Here is a 14389-nt window from a genome sequence, read left to right as displayed (position 1 = left end):
AAGAAAAGCCGCCACGGGTTGCCGTGGCGGCTTTTTCATTGGGGCCGGCGCGGGCGTGGCGGCCCGGGCGATCAGGCCGCCGGAGCCGCCGGCTGCCGCTCGGCCCGTGCGCGGGCGAGCGTGCGGCCCACTTCGCCGGCATCCATGCCGTACATCTCGGCGAACTCGTGTTCGCTGCTGCGGCCGCTGGCCTCGAAGGCGCGCAGCAGCGCCTCGCGCTTGGCGGCCTGGCGGGCCAGCTCGGCCAGCGCTTCGTCGAGCACGGCGTTGGTTTCCTCGTCGCGCGAGCGCACCAGCACCGCGTAGGCCTCACGGTCCAGGCCCGAGGCTTCCACGGCACGGGCGATGCGCGCCACGAGCTGCGCACGCAGGTCCTCGCCGGGGTTGCGCTGCACGCGGCGGCGGTGCAGCTCGAGGATGGCGTGGTGCACATGCTCGGGCGCGACCGGCTCCACTGCGTTGCCGTCGAGGTCGTGGCGCGCAAGGCCCGCGGCCACCGCCTCGAGGTAGCGCGTGGAGCGTGCGTGCAGGCCCAGCGCAACCTTGAGCTCGTCCTTCTTGAAGTCGTCGGGGTGCTTTTCGAGCAGGTCCTGGAACACGCCGAGCTTGAGCGGCAGGAAGCGCGCGCCGAACATGTGGGGGTACAGCTCGAACAGTTTCTCCAGCGCGGGGTGCACCTTGCGCGCGCGCTGCGGCTGTTGCTGCTGTGCCGCCTGCTTGGGCTTCTGCTTTTGTGTCTGCTGCTGCCGCGGCTGGCGCGGCGCGCGCGGCGCCCGGGGCGGGCGTCCGTCGGCGCTCGGCTGCTGCTGCGCAGCGGTGCCCTCGGCTTCCGCCGGCTGGACTTCCTGGATTTCTTCTTGGGGCGTGGCGGTGTCGGTCATCGGTCGGTCTTGTCTGGTTGGCTGGCAGCGGCGGAAAAAATGGATGCCGCGCGTTCAGCGCGGGCGGAACATCTTGAAGAGATTGTCGGGGCTGATCTCGAAGTAGTCGGCCGGGCCGCCGCCGCGCAGGATGGGCTGCGCCGCGGCGGTGTCGTAGATGCCGTTCTTCAGCAGGTGGCGCGCGATGTGCACGCCCACCACTTCGCCGAGGATCAGCCAGGTGGGCACCGGCACGCCGTCCACGCCCTCGAGCTGCAGCAGTTGCGTGAGCCGGCATTCGAAGGACACCGGGCTCTCGGCCACGCGCGGCACCGCGATGCGGCGCGACGCCGCGGGCGTGAGGCCGGCGAGCTCGAACTCGTTCACCTCGGGCGGCACGGGGGCGCACGACTGGTTCATCTGCTCGGCCAGCGGCCGGGTGGCCAGGTTCCAGCCGAACTCGCGCGTCTGGCGGATGTTGTGCAGGCTGTCCTTGGCGCCGATGCTCGCAAAGCCCACGATGGGCGGCGTGTAGTTGAAGGCGTTGAAGAAGCTGTAGGGCGCGAGGTTGAGCCTGCCGTTCTCGTCCTGCGACGAGATCCATCCGATCGGCCGCGGGCCGACCATCGCATTGAACGGATCGTGCGGCAGGCCGTGGCCCTTGGCGGGTTCGTAGAAGTGGAAGTCGTCGTTCGGCACGGCCATCGGTTCCTTGCTCATGTTCCGGCGACGCTGCGCGCCACGGCTTCGGCGACCTTGATGCCGTCGACGCCGGCCGACAGGATGCCGCCCGCATAGCTCGCGCCTTCGCCGGCGGGATAGAGGCCGCGCACGTTGAGGCTCTGGAAGTCGTCGCCGCGCGTGATGCGGATCGGCGAGGAGGTGCGCGTTTCCACGCCGGTGAGCACCGCATCGTGCAGGTCGAAGCCCTTGATCTTGCGGCCGAAGGCGGGGAAGGCCTCGCGCATCGCCTCGATGGCGTAGGCCGGCAGCGCCTGGTTCAGATCGGTGGGCGTGACGCCGGGCTTGTACGAAGGCAGCACGCTGCCGAGCGCGGTCGAGGGCCGGCCCGCGATGAAGTCGCCCACCAGCTGGCCGGGCGCGCGGTAGTCGCCGCCGCCGAGCACGAAGGCCTTCGACTCGAGCTCGCGCTGCAGCGCGATGCCGGCGAGCGCGTCGCCCGCGGCCTCGGGCGTCCAGCCGGGAAAGTCGCGCGGGTCGATGCCCACCACGATGCCCGCGTTGGCGTTGCGCTCGTTGCGCGAATACTGGCTCATGCCGTTGGTGACCACGCGGCCCGGCTCGCTGGTGGCCGCGACCACGGTGCCGCCCGGGCACATGCAGAAGCTGTAGACCGAGCGGCCGTTGCTCGCGTGGTGCACCAGCTTGTAGTCGGCCGCGCCGAGCAGCGGATGGCCCGCATGGCGGCCCCAGCGCGCGCGGTCGATCAGGCCCTGCGGATGCTCGACGCGAAAGCCGATGGAAAAGGGCTTGGCCTCGATGTGCACGCCGCGCGCATGCAGCATCGAAAAAGTGTCGCGCGAGCTGTGGCCGAGCGCCATCACCACGTGGTCGGCGCGCAGCTCGCTCGCCTGGCCGGTGGCCTGGTCGAGCACGGTGAGGCCGCGAAGCTGGCCGTTCTCGATCTGCACGTCGGTCACGCGCTGCTCGAAGCGGATCTCGCCGCCGAGCGCCACGATCTGCTCGCGGATGTTCTCCACCACCTTCACCAGCTTGAAGGTGCCGATGTGCGGATGCGCGACGTAAAGGATCTCGGGCGGGGCGCCGGCCTTCACGAACTCTTCCATCACCTTGCGGCCGAGGAAGCGCGGATCCTTGATCTGGCTGTAGAGCTTGCCGTCGGAGAAGGTGCCGGCGCCGCCTTCGCCGAACTGCACGTTCGACTCGGGGTCGAGCACGCTCTTGCGCCACAGGCCCCAGGTGTCGCGGGTGCGCTGGCGCACGGTCTTGCCACGCTCCAGCACGATGGGCTTGAAGCCCATCTTCGCGAGCATCAGCGCCGCGAAGATGCCGCAGGGGCCGAAGCCGATCACCACAGGCCGAGGCGCGCCTTCGGGCGCCTGCGCGGGCGGGGTGTAGCGCATGTCGGGCGCGGCCTGGATGTGCGGATGCGCAACGTGCTTTGCGAGCAGCGCGGCTTCGAGCCCGGCGTCGGCGATCTGCACGTCGGCGATGTAGACCGTGAGCAGGTCGGCCTTGCGCGCATCGAAGCTGCGCTTGAAGACGGTGTGGGAAGCGATCGCTTCGAGCGGGACGTCCAGCGTCCGGGCGATCAGGGCGGCCAGCGCGTCGGGGGCGTGGTCCAGCGGGAGTTTGAGTTCGGAGAGTCTCAGCATGTCGTGGGGCTTGTGTTTATCAAGCAGGCCACGGATTTTACGCGCCGAGGCGCTATGAAAGGGATAGCTGGGTCAGGCTGGCAGGAAGCCTTCGACCGAGAGATAGCGCTCGCCGGTGTCGTAGTTGAACCCCAGCACCACCGCATCGGGCGCCAGCGAGGGCAGCTTCTGGGCGATGGCCGCGAGCGTGGCGCCGGAGGAAATGCCCACCAGCATGCCTTCCTCGACCGCGCAGCGGCGGGCCATTTCGCGCGCCGGTTCGGCGTCGACCTGCAATACGCCGTCGAGCAGCGAGGTGTCGAGGTTCTTCGGGATGAAGCCCGCGCCGATGCCCTGGATCGGGTGCGGCGAGGGCTGGCCTCCCGAGATCACCGGCGAGGCCACCGGCTCCACCGCGAACACCTGCAGCTTCGGCCACTTCTTCTTGAGCACCCGCGCCACGCCCGTGATGTGGCCGCCGGTGCCCACGCCGGTGATCAGCACGTCGATGCCGTCGGGGAAGTCGGCCGCGATTTCCTCGGCCGTGGTGCGCACGTGCACGTCGATGTTGGCGGGGTTGTTGAACTGCTGCGGCATCCAGGCGCCCGGCGTGCCGGCCACGATTTCCTCGGCCCGCGCAATGGAGGCCTTCATGCCGCCGGCGCGCGGCGTCAGGTCGAAGGTGGCGCCGTAGGCGAGCATGAGGCGGCGGCGCTCGACCGACATGCTGTCGGGCATCACGAGGATCAGCTTGTAGCCCTTGACGGCGGCGACCATCGCCAGGCCGATGCCGGTGTTGCCCGAGGTGGGTTCGACGATGGTGCCACCGGGCTTCAGCGCGCCGGACTTCTCGGCGTCTTCCACCATCGACAGCGCGATGCGGTCCTTGATGGAGCCGCCGGGGTTGGCGCGCTCGGACTTGATCCACACCTGCTGCTTCGCATTGCCGAACAGGCGGTTGATGCGGATATGCGGCGTGTTGCCGATGGTCTGGAGGATGTTCTGGGCCTTCATGGGATCTCCTTGGGCTTTTGTCGGGGCAGGGCTGGTCGGTCGAAGCGCCATTGTGGAGCGGACGGCCGGCGCCTGCGAGGGTATCGAGCGATAATCCCCCTCGTGAAGCACGCCAGACCGCCGCTGGTGCAAGCCCGAAAGGGGCGACGCCGCAAGGCGCCGCGTCGAAAGACCGCACTGGAGGAACGTCCGGACTGCACAGGACAGCGCAGGAGTTAACGACTCTCCACCGTGAGGTGAGGATCAGAGCAACAGAGACGAGCCGATTCAGTTCGGGTGAAACGGGCAATCTCTGCGCGCAGCAACACCAAGTAGGCCAGTATCGAGGTGGTTCCGCTGAGCTGGCGGGTAGGTGGCATCGAGCCGTTTGGCGACAAGCGGCCCAGAGTAATGGCGGTCACGTTGGGGGCAACTCCAACGCACAGAATCCGGCTTATCGGCGGGCTTCACACTTTTCTTTTTCCTTCTCCCTGATTCGCCGTGGGGTTCTTCCATGGGCAGCAGCGGTGCCGCGGCTTTTCTCCTAAAATAGATAGCAAGCTAACTAATTGGAGAGAAGCCATGGCCCATGTCTCGAAGACGCGCGAAGCCGCGCTGATGTCGCTCGGCATGGCGCTCTCGCTGCTGCAGCGCGGCTACCGGGCCGCGGCCGACAAGGCGGTGGCGCATGTCGGGCTTTCGCAGTCGCTGGCGTGGCCGATCGTGATGATCGGCCGGATGCACGGCGGCGTGCGCCAGGGCGTGCTCGCCGAGGCGCTGGGCATCGAGGGGCCTTCGCTGGTGCGCTCGATCGACCAGCTGGTGGAGGCCGGTTTCGTGGAGCGCCGCGAAGACCCGGCCGACCGCCGCGCCAAGACGCTGCACCTCACGCCGGCCGGCGAGGCCGCCTGCCAGCCCATCGAGGCCGCGCTGCGCGGCATGCGCGCCACGCTGTTCGAAGGCGTGGCCGACGAGGACATCGCCGCCTGCCTGCGCGTGTTCGCGGTGCTCGGAGAACGGCTCGGCCGCGCAGCGCCGGGGCCGCAGGAAGGGCGCAGGTAGATGGCCGCGTTCCGGCTGCCGCGCTTCAGCCGCGCGGAGCTTCTCTTTTCTGCCAAGAGCTTTGCCGCCGCGATGCTGGCCATGTACCTGGCCAGCCGCGCCGGCCTGCCGCGTCCGTTCTGGGCCTTGATGACCACCTATGTCGTGGCCCATCCGCTGGCCGGCGCGGTGCGCTCCAAGGCCCTCTACCGCTTCTGCGGCACCTTGATCGGATGCGTGGCCACGGTGCTGCTGGTGCCCGCGCTGTCGAATGCGCCGGAGCTGCTCACGCTGGTGCTCGCGCTGTGGGTGGGGCTGTGCCTGTGCATTTCGCTGTTCGACCGCACGCCGCGCTCGTATGTCTTCATGCTCGCGGGCTACACCGCCGCGCTGATCGGCTTTCCTTCGGTGCAGACGCCGCTCGCGCTGTTCGACACCGCGGTGGCGCGGGTGGAGGAAATCGGCCTGGGCATCCTGTGCGCCACGCTGGTCCACAGCATTGCGTGGCCCACGGGCCTGGCGCCGACCGTGCTGGGCCTGCTCGACCGCACGCTGCTGGATGCGCGCCAGTGGCTCACCGACCTGCTGCAGCCCGCGGGCCGCAGCACCGACGCCGATCCGCAAACGCTTGCTGCCGACCGCCGCCGGCTGGCCGGCGACATCACCCAGCTGCGGCTGCTGTCCACCCACGTGCCGTTCGACACCACGCACCTGCGCTGGACCGCCGGCGCCATCCGGGCCATGCAGGACCGCGTGGCGGCACTCACGCCCGCGCTGTCGGCCGTGGAGGACCGGCTGCTGGCGCTGGAACAGGCCGAAGGGGCGCTCGCGCCGGACGTTGCGGCGGTGCTTGCGCAGGCCGCGCAATGGCTGCAGGAAGACGATGCCGCGCGCGCGCAGTCGCTGCAACTGCTGCGCCGCTCGATCCAGGCGCTGGGCGCCACGCCGCAGCACAGTCCCTGGAGCCGCGCCTTGCGCATCGGGCTCGCGGGCCGGCTCGAGGAACTGGTCGAGGGATGGCGCGCCTGCGCGCGGCTGCGCATGGACATCGACGAGGGCCTCCAGGGCGCTCTGCCGCCGCGCCGCACGGCCGCGCTCGGCAGCCGCGTGCTGCACCGCGACTACGGCATGGCGCTGCTGTCTGCGCTGGCCGCGGTGCTCGCCATCTGCCTGTGCGGCGCCTTCTGGATCGTGACGGGCTGGCCCATGGGCTCGGCCGCCACCATGATGGCCGCGGTGTTCTGCTGCTTCTTCGCGACCATGGACGACCCGGTGCCCGCGATCCACGGCTTCCTGAAGTACACGCTGTGGTCGATTCCCGTCTCCGCGCTCTATGTGCTGGTGCTGATGCCGCTGGTGCAGGACTTCGGCATGCTGGTGGCGGTGTGCGCGCCGGCCTTCCTGCTGCTGGGCGTCTACATGGCGCGGCCGGCGCATTTCATGGCGGCCATGGCGCTGCTGTTCGGCGTGGCCGGCACGCTGGCCCTGCACGACACCGCCAATGCCGACCTGGTGAGCTTCATCAACAGCATGCTCGGGCAGGTCATCGGCGTGGTGGTTGCTGCGCGCGTCACGCGGCTGGTGCGCTCGGTGGGCGCCGACTGGAGCGCACGGCGCATCCAGCGCGCCACCTGGCGCGAGCTCGGCGAGATGGCCGGCGTCTCGCAGCGCCAGGGCGCGCAGGGCGACGCCTACGCCGTGCGCATGCTCGACCGCATCGGCCTGCTCGCACCGCGCATCGCGCAGGCCGGCGGCAGCATCGAGGGTGTGGCCGCCAACGACGCGCTGCGCGACCTGCGCACCGGCGCCGACATCGACGTGCTGCAGCGGGTGCGCGCGCAGCTGCCGCCGGCGTCGGCCTCGGCGCTTCTGGGCGGCATCTCGCAGTTCTTCCTCCAGCGCGGCAGGGGCCGCATGCAAGCGCGCCCCGCCAGCCTGCTGCCGCAGATCGACGAGGCGCTGTCGGCGGTGCTTGGCGCGCAGCATGCGCCGTCATCCGCATCGCGCAGCGCAGTGACCGCGCTGGTGGGCCTGCGCCGCAATCTTTTCCCCGATGCACCGCCGCGCCTCGCCGTGGCCGGACAAGGAGCCTCCAGATGATTGGCGAAGCAAGTTTCTACGGCCTCTACGTGCCATGGCTGCTGGTGCTGGCCGGCATTGCGCTGGCCGCCCTCTGGGGCGTACGCCATCTGCTGGCCCTGGCCGGCCTCTACCGCTGGGTGTGGCATCCCGCGCTGTTCGACATGGCGCTTTATCTGCTGCTGCTCTACGGCATCAGCCGCGCGGCCTCCTTCCTTCAATGACGAGATCCAGATGAAAGCCCCTTTTCCCACCGACAGCTCCTGGCCGATGCGCCTCGGGCGCATTCTTCTCACCGCGGCCGTGGTGGCGGCCGCCGCATGGGCCGGCCTGCAGCTCTGGGACCATTACGAGCTCGCTCCCTGGACGCGCGACGGCCGCGTGCGCGCCAACGTGGTCCAGATCGCGCCGGACGTGTCCGGGCTGGTCACCGCGGTGCCTGTGCGGGACAACCAGGCCGTGCAGGCCGGGGCCCTGCTGTTCGAGGTGGACCGCGCGCGCTACGACCTTGCCGTGCGCCAGGCCCAGGCCGCGCTGGCGGCGCAGCGTGCCGCCAGCGCACAGGCGCAGCGCGAGAACGCGCGCAACGCGGGGCTCGATGCGCTGGTGTCGCAGGAGGCCCGCGAACAGGCCCGCGCCCGCGCGGAGCAGGCGCGCGCCGCCGTCGCACAGGCCGAGGTGGCACTCGATGCGGCGCGCCTCAACCTGCAGCGCGCCGAGGTGCGCGCGCCGGCCGACGGCCTGGTGACCAACCTCGACCTGCGCACCGGCAGCTATGCATCGGCCGGGCGGCCGGTGCTGGCGCTGGTCGATGCGCATTCCTTCTTCGTCGAGGGCTACTTCGAGGAAACCAAGCTGCCGCGCATCCACCTGGGCGATCGCGTACGCGTGACCCCGATGGGCGGCGGCGCAGTGCTCGAAGGCGCGGTCGACAGCGTGGCCGCCGGCATTGCCGATCATGACCGTTCGACCAGCGCCAACCTGCTGCCCAGCGTCAACCCGACCTTCAACTGGGTGCGGCTCGCGCAGCGCATTCCGGTACGCATCAGGCTCGATCCTTTGCCGCAGGGCGCGCGGCTCGTGGCCGGCCAGACCGTGACCGTGCAAGTGCTCGAGCATCCGCCGGCGCGCCATGCGGGTGCACCGGCCGCCGAGCCGAAGAAGGGATGAGCGCCATGTCACCTGCTTTTCGCATGGCTTCGCTCATGGTTGCGGCGGGGCTGGCGGCCTGCGCGGCGGTCGGCCCCGACTACCGCCAGCCGCCCGAGGCGCTGGCCAGCCAGCCCGGCGCCGCGCGCCCGTTCGCCGAGGCGCCCGCGCACGCCGCGCCGCTGCCCGCGCACTGGTGGCGGCTGTACCGCGACCCGCTGCTCGACCAGCTGGTCGCGCAGGCCCTCGCGCACAACACCGACTTGCGGCAGGCCGTCGCGAACCTGGAGCGCGAGCGCGCCATCGAGGCCGAGGTCGCCGGCGCCCGGCGCCCCACGATCGGCGTGAACGGCGGCCCTTCGTTCGGCCACGCGTCGGGCCTGTCGATGCTGCAGAAGGGCTACGAGCCACCGGATCGGTTCAACTACAGCGCGGGCGCTTCGCTGTCCTACCAGGTCGACCTGTTCGGCCAGATCCGCCGCAGCATCGAAGCCGCGGGCGCCAGCACCGAGGCCGCCGCGGCCGCGCTCGACCTCGTGCGCGTGAACGTGGCCGCGGGCACCGCGCGCGCCTACGCTCAGGCCTGCTCGACCGGCCTGCGCCTGCAGATCGCGCAGAAGTCGGTCGCGCTGCAGCAGGACGCGCTGGATGCCACCGAGCGCCTGCAGCGCGCGGGCCGTGCCGGCGCCATTGACGCGAGCCGCGCACGCGCGCAGCTGGAGCAGTTGAACGCCGCACTGCCGCCGCTGCAGGCCGAGCGCCAGGGCGCGCTCTACCGCCTGGCCACGCTGACCGGTGCGCTGCCGCAGGACTTCCCGCGCGAGGTGGCCGGCTGCGCCGTGCCCCCGCGGGTGGCCGGCACGCTGCCGGTGGGCGATGGCGCGGCACTGCTGCGGCGCCGCCCGGACATCCGCCAGGCCGAGCGCAGCCTGGCGGCAGCCACCGCCCGCATCGGCGTGGCCACGGCCGATCTCTATCCGAAGGTGACGCTGGGGCTCTCGGCCTCGTCGGCCGGGCCGGCCAGCGATTTCGGCCGCAAGGACACCGTCGGCTGGAGCATGGGCCCGCTGATCTCCTGGACCCTTCCGAACACCGGCATCGCGCAAGCCCGCATTGCCCAGGCCGAGGCCGGCACGCGCGCCGCGCTCGCGAAGTTCGACGGCACCGTGCTGACCGCATTGCGCGAAACCGAGACCGCGCTCGGCACCTATGCGCGCGAGCTCGACCGCCGCGCCGCGCTGCAGGCCTCGCGCGACCAGAGTGCCAAGGTGGCCGCGCAGGCGCGCCAGCTCTACCAGAGCGGCCGCACCGCATACCTCGACGCGCTCGATGCCGAGCGCTCGCTGGCCGCGAGCGACGCGGCGCTCGCGGCCAGCGAGGCGCAACTGGCCGATGACCAGGTGGTGCTGTTCATGGCGCTTGGCGGCGGGTGGGAGCCGGACGATACGGCCGCCGTTGCCGCGCCCGCATCCGGCCCCGCCACCACGATCCGCTGACCGCGGCGGCCGCTTCCCGGCCGCGCGCGATGCCCACGCGCCTCAGCGCGTGAAGAGCCAGCCGCCCTTGGGCTGGCGCGTCAGTTCATGCCGCCGCACCGAACGCTCCTCGCCGTCGTCCCCCACGTACACCACCTCGAAGCGCAGCCGCTTCGGCGAGACCATCTTCCAGTTCTGGATGCGCTTGACCGTCACGCAGGCGGTCCTGTCGTGGTACTGCATCTCCGCCATCGGTCCGCCCTGGAAGCCGGTGCCGTCGAACAGCCGGCCCGGCGCCGCGAACGGATTGAGCACGGCGCCGTTGCGCGCGGTGATGCAGCCTTCGGTCCGCACGAAGGATTCGATGGTGGGCGCGGCGCTTTGCACCACCTTGGCCACGGCCGGCGAAGGCGGCTTGGTCACGATGGCCTCGCGGATGCGTTCCACCTGCTCCTCGGTGATCGGCGCGAGCCCGCTGGGCGACACGACCGGCGGCGGTGCCGGGGGCGGTGGTGGCGCGGACAAGGGCAGCAATGGCGCGAGATAGCTGCAGCCCGCCAGCGCCAGCGGCGCGGTGCAGGCGAGTGCGGCGATCCGGGTTCCGAACTTCATGGACGGGTCTCCTGTCGTCGATTCCTCTTCGGGCCTTGTTCGTGCCTCTTCTTCGATGTCAAAAGCGCTCGTGCGGCGAAAGATAGCGCCACTGGCCGGGCTCCAGCCCCGCCAGCGGCACGCGGCCGATGCGGATGCGCCGCATGGCCAGGATGCGCAGGCCGGCTTCGTCGCACAGGTGCGCGATCTGTCCGGGCCGCGCGCCCTTGAGTGCAAAGCGCAGGCCGGTCTGGTCGTCGGCCTGGCGGCCGATGCTCACGCGTGCGGGCGAACGCTCGAAGCGCGCGAGCTGCTCGGGGCTCACCTTGCCGGCCACGTCGACCATCACCTCGTGTTCGAGCACGCCCGCATCTTCCTGCAGCTTGCGCTCGATGCGCCATTCCTGCGTGTAGACCACGAGCCCGCTGGCGCCGGTTTCGAGCGGCGTCATGCAGCGCTGCGCCTTGGCGTGCGCCGGCAGGAAGCGCATGCCCGCGCGCTCGGGCTCGTGGTGGTTGGCGGCCACCAGCAGCCGGTGCGCGGAGTCGGTGGCCATGCCGGCCGGCTTGTGCAGCAGCAAGGTGACGGGCAGCACCGGCTCGGGCTTGGCGCCGGGCTCGATCTCGACCTTCTGGTGGCCCTGCACGCGCGACTGCGGCAGCAGCGCCGGCACGCCGTCGACGCGCACCGCGCCGTTCTCGATCAGCAGCTCGGCCTCGCGCCGCGAGCAGCCCGCGATGGCGGCCACGCGCTTGGCAAGGCGGATGCCTTCTTCTTCGGAAGCGCCGCTCATGGCGTGGAGGCCCGTTGCCGGATGCGCGCCACGTGCGCGGCCAGCGAGCGGGCGGCCACTGGCCACATGCGCTCGGGCACGTCGTCGTAGGCCAGCGGCAGCCAGTCGTCCGGCGTGCCCCCGGGCAGCCTCTGCATGGCCGCGGCGATCTTGGCTTCGCGCTTCAGGCGGTGCGCCTTCAGCTGCGCGATGGCGCTGCGCGCGCTGCCGATGACGTGGCCGTGCGCCGGCAGGATGAAATCGATGCCGCCGGCCTCGCAGGCCGCATCGAGCTTGTCGAGCGAATCGAGATACGCGTTCATGTCGCCGTCGGGCGGATCGACCACCGTGGTGCTGCCGTTCAGGATGTGGTCGCCGGAGAACAGCAATCCGTCTTCCTCCAGCACCAGGCACAGGTGGTTGGCCGCGTGGCCCGGCGTGTGGATGGCACGCAGCGTGTGGGTGACGGGCTCGCCTTCGGCCGTGCTGCCGCTGATCACCAGGCGCTCGCCGTCGCGCAATTCGCGCTCCGCGGCAAAGCGCGCCGAGGAGCGCGCCGTGGGCGCCGAAGACAGCCCGAGGATCTGCGGCTTCGCCTTGCACAGCGCCTGCAGCGGTGCCGCACCGGGCGAATGGTCGGCATGCGAATGGGTGCACACGATCATGCGGATGTTTCCTTCGGTGGCACGCCAGAGCCGATCAATATGCGCCGCGTCGTTCGGGCCCGGGTCGATCACGAGGTAGCCCGTGGCTGCGTCGCCCACGATGTAGCTGTTGGTGCCCGGGCCGGTCATGGCACCGGGGTTGGGCGCGGTCAGGCGCTGCACGTTCCTGAGCAGCGGCACGGCGCGCTCGCTCTGCCAGTCGAGTGCATGCAGCAGCTGTCCGTCGGGGCACACCAGCGCGAGTTCGCCATAGGGCGAGTCGCTTTCCATGTAGCGCGCGTCCTGGCCGCGCAGCAGGCCCGCGCGCGGGCAGCTGGTCCACAGCGGCTGCTCGGCGGCGCAGGCTTGCAGCACCGCGTCGACGCTGGCATAGGCCGCGAGCCGCTGCAGCGTGCGCACCGTCGGAAAGATCATGAAGAAGCTGCCCGCCGCATGGCGCGCCAGCGCATCGGCCGGCCGCACCCAGCAGGGCTCGAACTGCTCGCTCTCGTCGGCCGTGGGCGTCTGGCCTTCGGGCATGCGCGCCACCAGGAAGGGCACGTCGAAGCGCTTGGGCAGGTCGCGGTCGGTGATCCAGTGCGCGAAGCTGAACACCTGGTCGCACGCGAGCACCAGCCCGCGCGCGGCGCACTGCTCGGCAAAGGACACGGGCGACGTGGTGCTGCGGTCCATCGACGCGATGTCCTGCGCGCTCACGGGCCGGCCGTCGGCATGGCGCGCGAGCAGAACGCCGAGCTCCTCGAAGCCTTCGCGGATGGCCGCGATGGCTTGCGTCAGCTGCAGGCCGCTCTGGGTGGGCCGTCGCGCGGCGATGCGGCTGGCGGCTTCGTCGGCTGCATCGATCTGCCCGCCGGGGAACACATAGGCGCCTGGCGCGAAGCTTGCAGTGCCGGAGCGGCGCGTCATCAGCACTTCGACGCCGGCCTCCGAATCGCGCAGCAGCAGCACGGTGGCTGCCGCGCGCACGGGTGCGGGCTCGCGTGCGGGGTGGAGTTGTTGGGTGGGACGGACCATGCGGCGATTATGGAGAGATCGTTCGATGCAGTTGCGTGCCGCATAAGCTCATACCGGATCGGGCATGAACCGCGCGCCACAATCCCGGGCTGCACCGCCCGCATCGAGGAAAGACAGTCATGATCCATTCTCCCTTCTCTCACCACCTCAGGTTCTCGTCGTCGTTCTTCACGCGGCGCCTGCGCCCGGCCCTGCTGCTGGCGGGCGCCGCCCTTGGCGCAGCCGCATCGTCCGCCGCTTTTGCGCAGGGCGACTGGCCGCAGCAGCCGGTCACGCTGATCATGGGTTTTCCGGCCGGCTCGGGCGTCGACGTGGTGGCCCGCGCCATCCAGGAACCGCTCGCCCGCCAGCTGGGAAAGCCCGTGATCATCGACTACAAGTCGGGCGCGGCCGGCAACATCGCGAGCGAGTACGTGGCCCATGCCAAGCCCGACGGCTACACGCTTTCGTTCGGCACCGCCGCCACCCATGGCAGCAACGCCGCGCTCTACAAGAAACTGCCGTTCGACGTGGAGGCCGACTTCGTGCCGGTGGCGCCGGTGCTCGACGTCTCGAACGTGCTCACCATCAACCCGGACGTGATCAACGCCAGGACCTTGAAGGAGTTCGTCGATCTCGTCAAGGCCAACCCCGGAAAGTACAACTATGCGTCTACAGGCAACGGCGCCGGCACGCACATGGCCTTTGCCGAATTCAATTCGCGCCTCGGCTTGAACATGGTGCACGTGCCCTACAAGGGCGGGCCCGAGGCCATCACCTCCGTGGTGCGCGGCGAGACCTGCTGCATCATGAACCAGGTGCAGACCGTGCTGCCGCACTACAAGGCCGGCAAGGTGCGCCTGCTGGGCGTGACCACCGCCGCGCCGGTGGCCGCGGTCAAGGAAGTGCCCACCATCGCCTCCAGCGGCCTCGCGGGCACCAAGGGCTTCGACAGCTCGATCTGGTTCGGCATCTTCGCGCCCAAGGGCACCGATGCGCAGATCGTCGACAGGCTCAACGCCGCGGTAAAGGCCGTGCTCGAACAGCCCGAGATCCGCGAGCGCTTCGAAAGCCAGGGCAACACCGTGCGCATCGAGTCGCCCGCGCAGTTCAAAAAGACGGTGCACGACAACCGCGTGAAGTGGGCCGAGGTTGCGAAGGCCGCGAACATCAGCATCGACTGAGGGGCCGCTGCCGTGCGCTACAGCGTCTTGCTGAGCGTAACGATGAAGCGCGCCTTGTTGGGCGAGTAGATGGTCTGGCCGAAGGTGCCGAAGCCGAAGTCGTAGCCGGGGTTGGCCACCGCCAGGTACGAGCTCTTCTTGTTGGCGCCCTGCACAGAGCCGGCCAGCGCCAGGCCGTTGCCGAAGTCGTACGACACGCCCACGTTGTAGTCCACGTAGCTCTTGTAGCCCAGGCTGCGGATGTCGCTGGA

13 protein-coding genes, 1 other RNA gene and 1 pseudogene are annotated in these 14389 nt (G+C 70.4%); 7 read left to right on the top strand and 8 right to left on the bottom strand.

What is annotated here, in order from left to right; all coding sequences use genetic code 11:
• Nucleotides 1–71: 71 nt before the first annotated feature.
• The 4 genes from FB547_RS10720 to cysK form a co-directional block, all read right to left on the bottom strand.
• Complete coding sequence (locus FB547_RS10720; protein ID WP_145742054.1) at nucleotides 72–881, bottom strand: ProQ/FINO family protein; 810 nt, start codon at nucleotides 879–881, stop codon at nucleotides 72–74.
• Between the two features lie 54 nt (nucleotides 882–935).
• Nucleotides 936–1565: a flavin reductase family protein gene (locus tag FB547_RS10715; protein ID WP_145742953.1), complete on the bottom strand. Its 630-nt coding sequence runs from the start codon at nucleotides 1563–1565 to the stop codon at nucleotides 936–938.
• A gap of 11 nt (nucleotides 1566–1576) precedes the next feature.
• Entirely contained in the window at nucleotides 1577–3217 is a 1641-nt protein-coding gene (locus FB547_RS10710) for an NAD(P)/FAD-dependent oxidoreductase (RefSeq protein ID WP_145742052.1), read from the bottom strand.
• A gap of 72 nt (nucleotides 3218–3289) precedes the next feature.
• A complete protein-coding gene (cysK, locus tag FB547_RS10705; RefSeq protein WP_062363213.1) occupies nucleotides 3290–4210 on the bottom strand; it encodes a cysteine synthase A in 921 nt (306 codons plus the stop codon).
• A 104-nt stretch (nucleotides 4211–4314) separates the two neighbouring features.
• Here cysK and rnpB point away from each other — a divergent pair.
• The 6 genes from rnpB (at nucleotide 4315) to FB547_RS10675 (ending at nucleotide 9954) form a co-directional block, all read left to right on the top strand.
• An RNA gene (gene rnpB / locus FB547_RS10700) (RNase P RNA component class A) lies at nucleotides 4315–4662 on the top strand.
• 109 nt (nucleotides 4663–4771) lie between these two features.
• On the top strand, nucleotides 4772–5251 hold the full coding sequence (locus FB547_RS10695) for a MarR family winged helix-turn-helix transcriptional regulator (protein WP_145742050.1): 480 nt from the start codon (nucleotides 4772–4774) through the stop codon (nucleotides 5249–5251).
• On the top strand, nucleotides 5252–7330 hold the full coding sequence (locus FB547_RS10690) for an FUSC family protein (protein ID WP_145742048.1): 2079 nt from the start codon (nucleotides 5252–5254) through the stop codon (nucleotides 7328–7330).
• A complete protein-coding gene (locus tag FB547_RS10685) occupies nucleotides 7327–7533 on the top strand; it encodes a DUF1656 domain-containing protein (protein ID WP_145742046.1) in 207 nt (68 codons plus the stop codon). Before FB547_RS10690 ends, FB547_RS10685 begins: the two co-directional genes overlap by 4 nt.
• Nucleotides 7534–7543: 10 nt before the next feature.
• Complete coding sequence (locus FB547_RS10680) at nucleotides 7544–8479, top strand: HlyD family secretion protein (RefSeq protein WP_145742044.1); 936 nt, start codon at nucleotides 7544–7546, stop codon at nucleotides 8477–8479.
• Entirely contained in the window at nucleotides 8476–9954 is a 1479-nt protein-coding gene (locus tag FB547_RS10675) for an efflux transporter outer membrane subunit (protein WP_145742042.1), read from the top strand. Before FB547_RS10680 ends, FB547_RS10675 begins: the two co-directional genes overlap by 4 nt.
• A gap of 42 nt (nucleotides 9955–9996) precedes the next feature.
• Here the strand turns inward: FB547_RS10675 and FB547_RS10670 are convergent, their stop codons facing one another.
• From FB547_RS10670 to FB547_RS10660, 3 genes are read right to left on the bottom strand one after another with little or no spacing between them, the layout of a single operon-like run.
• Complete coding sequence (locus tag FB547_RS10670) at nucleotides 9997–10545, bottom strand: hypothetical protein (RefSeq protein ID WP_145742041.1); 549 nt, start codon at nucleotides 10543–10545, stop codon at nucleotides 9997–9999.
• Between the two features lie 58 nt (nucleotides 10546–10603).
• Nucleotides 10604–11317, bottom strand: coding sequence for an RNA pseudouridine synthase (locus FB547_RS10665; RefSeq protein ID WP_145742039.1), 714 nt, complete (start codon nucleotides 11315–11317; stop codon nucleotides 10604–10606).
• Nucleotides 11314–12975 (bottom strand): MBL fold metallo-hydrolase, encoded by a 1662-nt coding sequence (locus FB547_RS10660; protein WP_145742037.1) that lies wholly within the window; start codon nucleotides 12973–12975, stop codon nucleotides 11314–11316. The genes FB547_RS10665 and FB547_RS10660 overlap by 4 nt, the downstream gene beginning before the upstream one ends.
• Nucleotides 12976–13094: 119 nt before the next feature.
• Here FB547_RS10660 and FB547_RS10655 point away from each other — a divergent pair, with 119 nt between their 5' ends.
• Nucleotides 13095–14138 (top strand): Bug family tripartite tricarboxylate transporter substrate binding protein, encoded by a 1044-nt coding sequence (locus tag FB547_RS10655; protein WP_145742035.1) that lies wholly within the window; start codon nucleotides 13095–13097, stop codon nucleotides 14136–14138.
• A gap of 17 nt (nucleotides 14139–14155) precedes the next feature.
• Here FB547_RS10655 and FB547_RS10650 read toward each other — a convergent pair.
• Nucleotides 14156–14389, bottom strand: a pseudogene (locus FB547_RS10650) (hypothetical protein); the annotation flags it as partial.

The organism is Variovorax beijingensis (assembly GCF_007828835.1).
Taxonomy (GTDB): Bacteria; Pseudomonadota; Gammaproteobacteria; order Burkholderiales; family Burkholderiaceae_C; genus Variovorax; species Variovorax beijingensis_A.
This window is presented reverse-complemented; position numbering and strand designations above follow the sequence as displayed.

What these genes read in the sequence shown, in the direction of transcription:
- FB547_RS10675 (WP_145742042.1), top strand. Translation starts at nt 8,476, where the DNA reads ATGAGCGCCATGTCACCTGCTTTTCGCATGGCTTCGCTCATGGTTGCG.
- FB547_RS10685 (WP_145742046.1), top strand. Translation starts at nt 7,327, where the DNA reads ATGATTGGCGAAGCAAGTTTCTACGGCCTCTACGTGCCATGGCTGCTG.
- FB547_RS10660 (WP_145742037.1), bottom strand. Translation starts at nt 12,975, where the DNA reads ATGGTCCGTCCCACCCAACAACTCCACCCCGCACGCGAGCCCGCACCC.
- FB547_RS10655 (WP_145742035.1), top strand. Translation starts at nt 13,095, where the DNA reads ATGATCCATTCTCCCTTCTCTCACCACCTCAGGTTCTCGTCGTCGTTC.
- FB547_RS10690 (WP_145742048.1), top strand. Translation starts at nt 5,252, where the DNA reads ATGGCCGCGTTCCGGCTGCCGCGCTTCAGCCGCGCGGAGCTTCTCTTT.
- FB547_RS10715 (WP_145742953.1), bottom strand. Translation starts at nt 1,565, where the DNA reads ATGGCCGTGCCGAACGACGACTTCCACTTCTACGAACCCGCCAAGGGC.
- cysK (WP_062363213.1), bottom strand. Translation starts at nt 4,210, where the DNA reads ATGAAGGCCCAGAACATCCTCCAGACCATCGGCAACACGCCGCATATC.
- FB547_RS10680 (WP_145742044.1), top strand. Translation starts at nt 7,544, where the DNA reads ATGAAAGCCCCTTTTCCCACCGACAGCTCCTGGCCGATGCGCCTCGGG.
- FB547_RS10670 (WP_145742041.1), bottom strand. Translation starts at nt 10,545, where the DNA reads ATGAAGTTCGGAACCCGGATCGCCGCACTCGCCTGCACCGCGCCGCTG.
- FB547_RS10720 (WP_145742054.1), bottom strand. Translation starts at nt 881, where the DNA reads ATGACCGACACCGCCACGCCCCAAGAAGAAATCCAGGAAGTCCAGCCG.
- FB547_RS10695 (WP_145742050.1), top strand. Translation starts at nt 4,772, where the DNA reads ATGGCCCATGTCTCGAAGACGCGCGAAGCCGCGCTGATGTCGCTCGGC.
- FB547_RS10665 (WP_145742039.1), bottom strand. Translation starts at nt 11,317, where the DNA reads ATGAGCGGCGCTTCCGAAGAAGAAGGCATCCGCCTTGCCAAGCGCGTG.
- FB547_RS10710 (WP_145742052.1), bottom strand. Translation starts at nt 3,217, where the DNA reads ATGCTGAGACTCTCCGAACTCAAACTCCCGCTGGACCACGCCCCCGAC.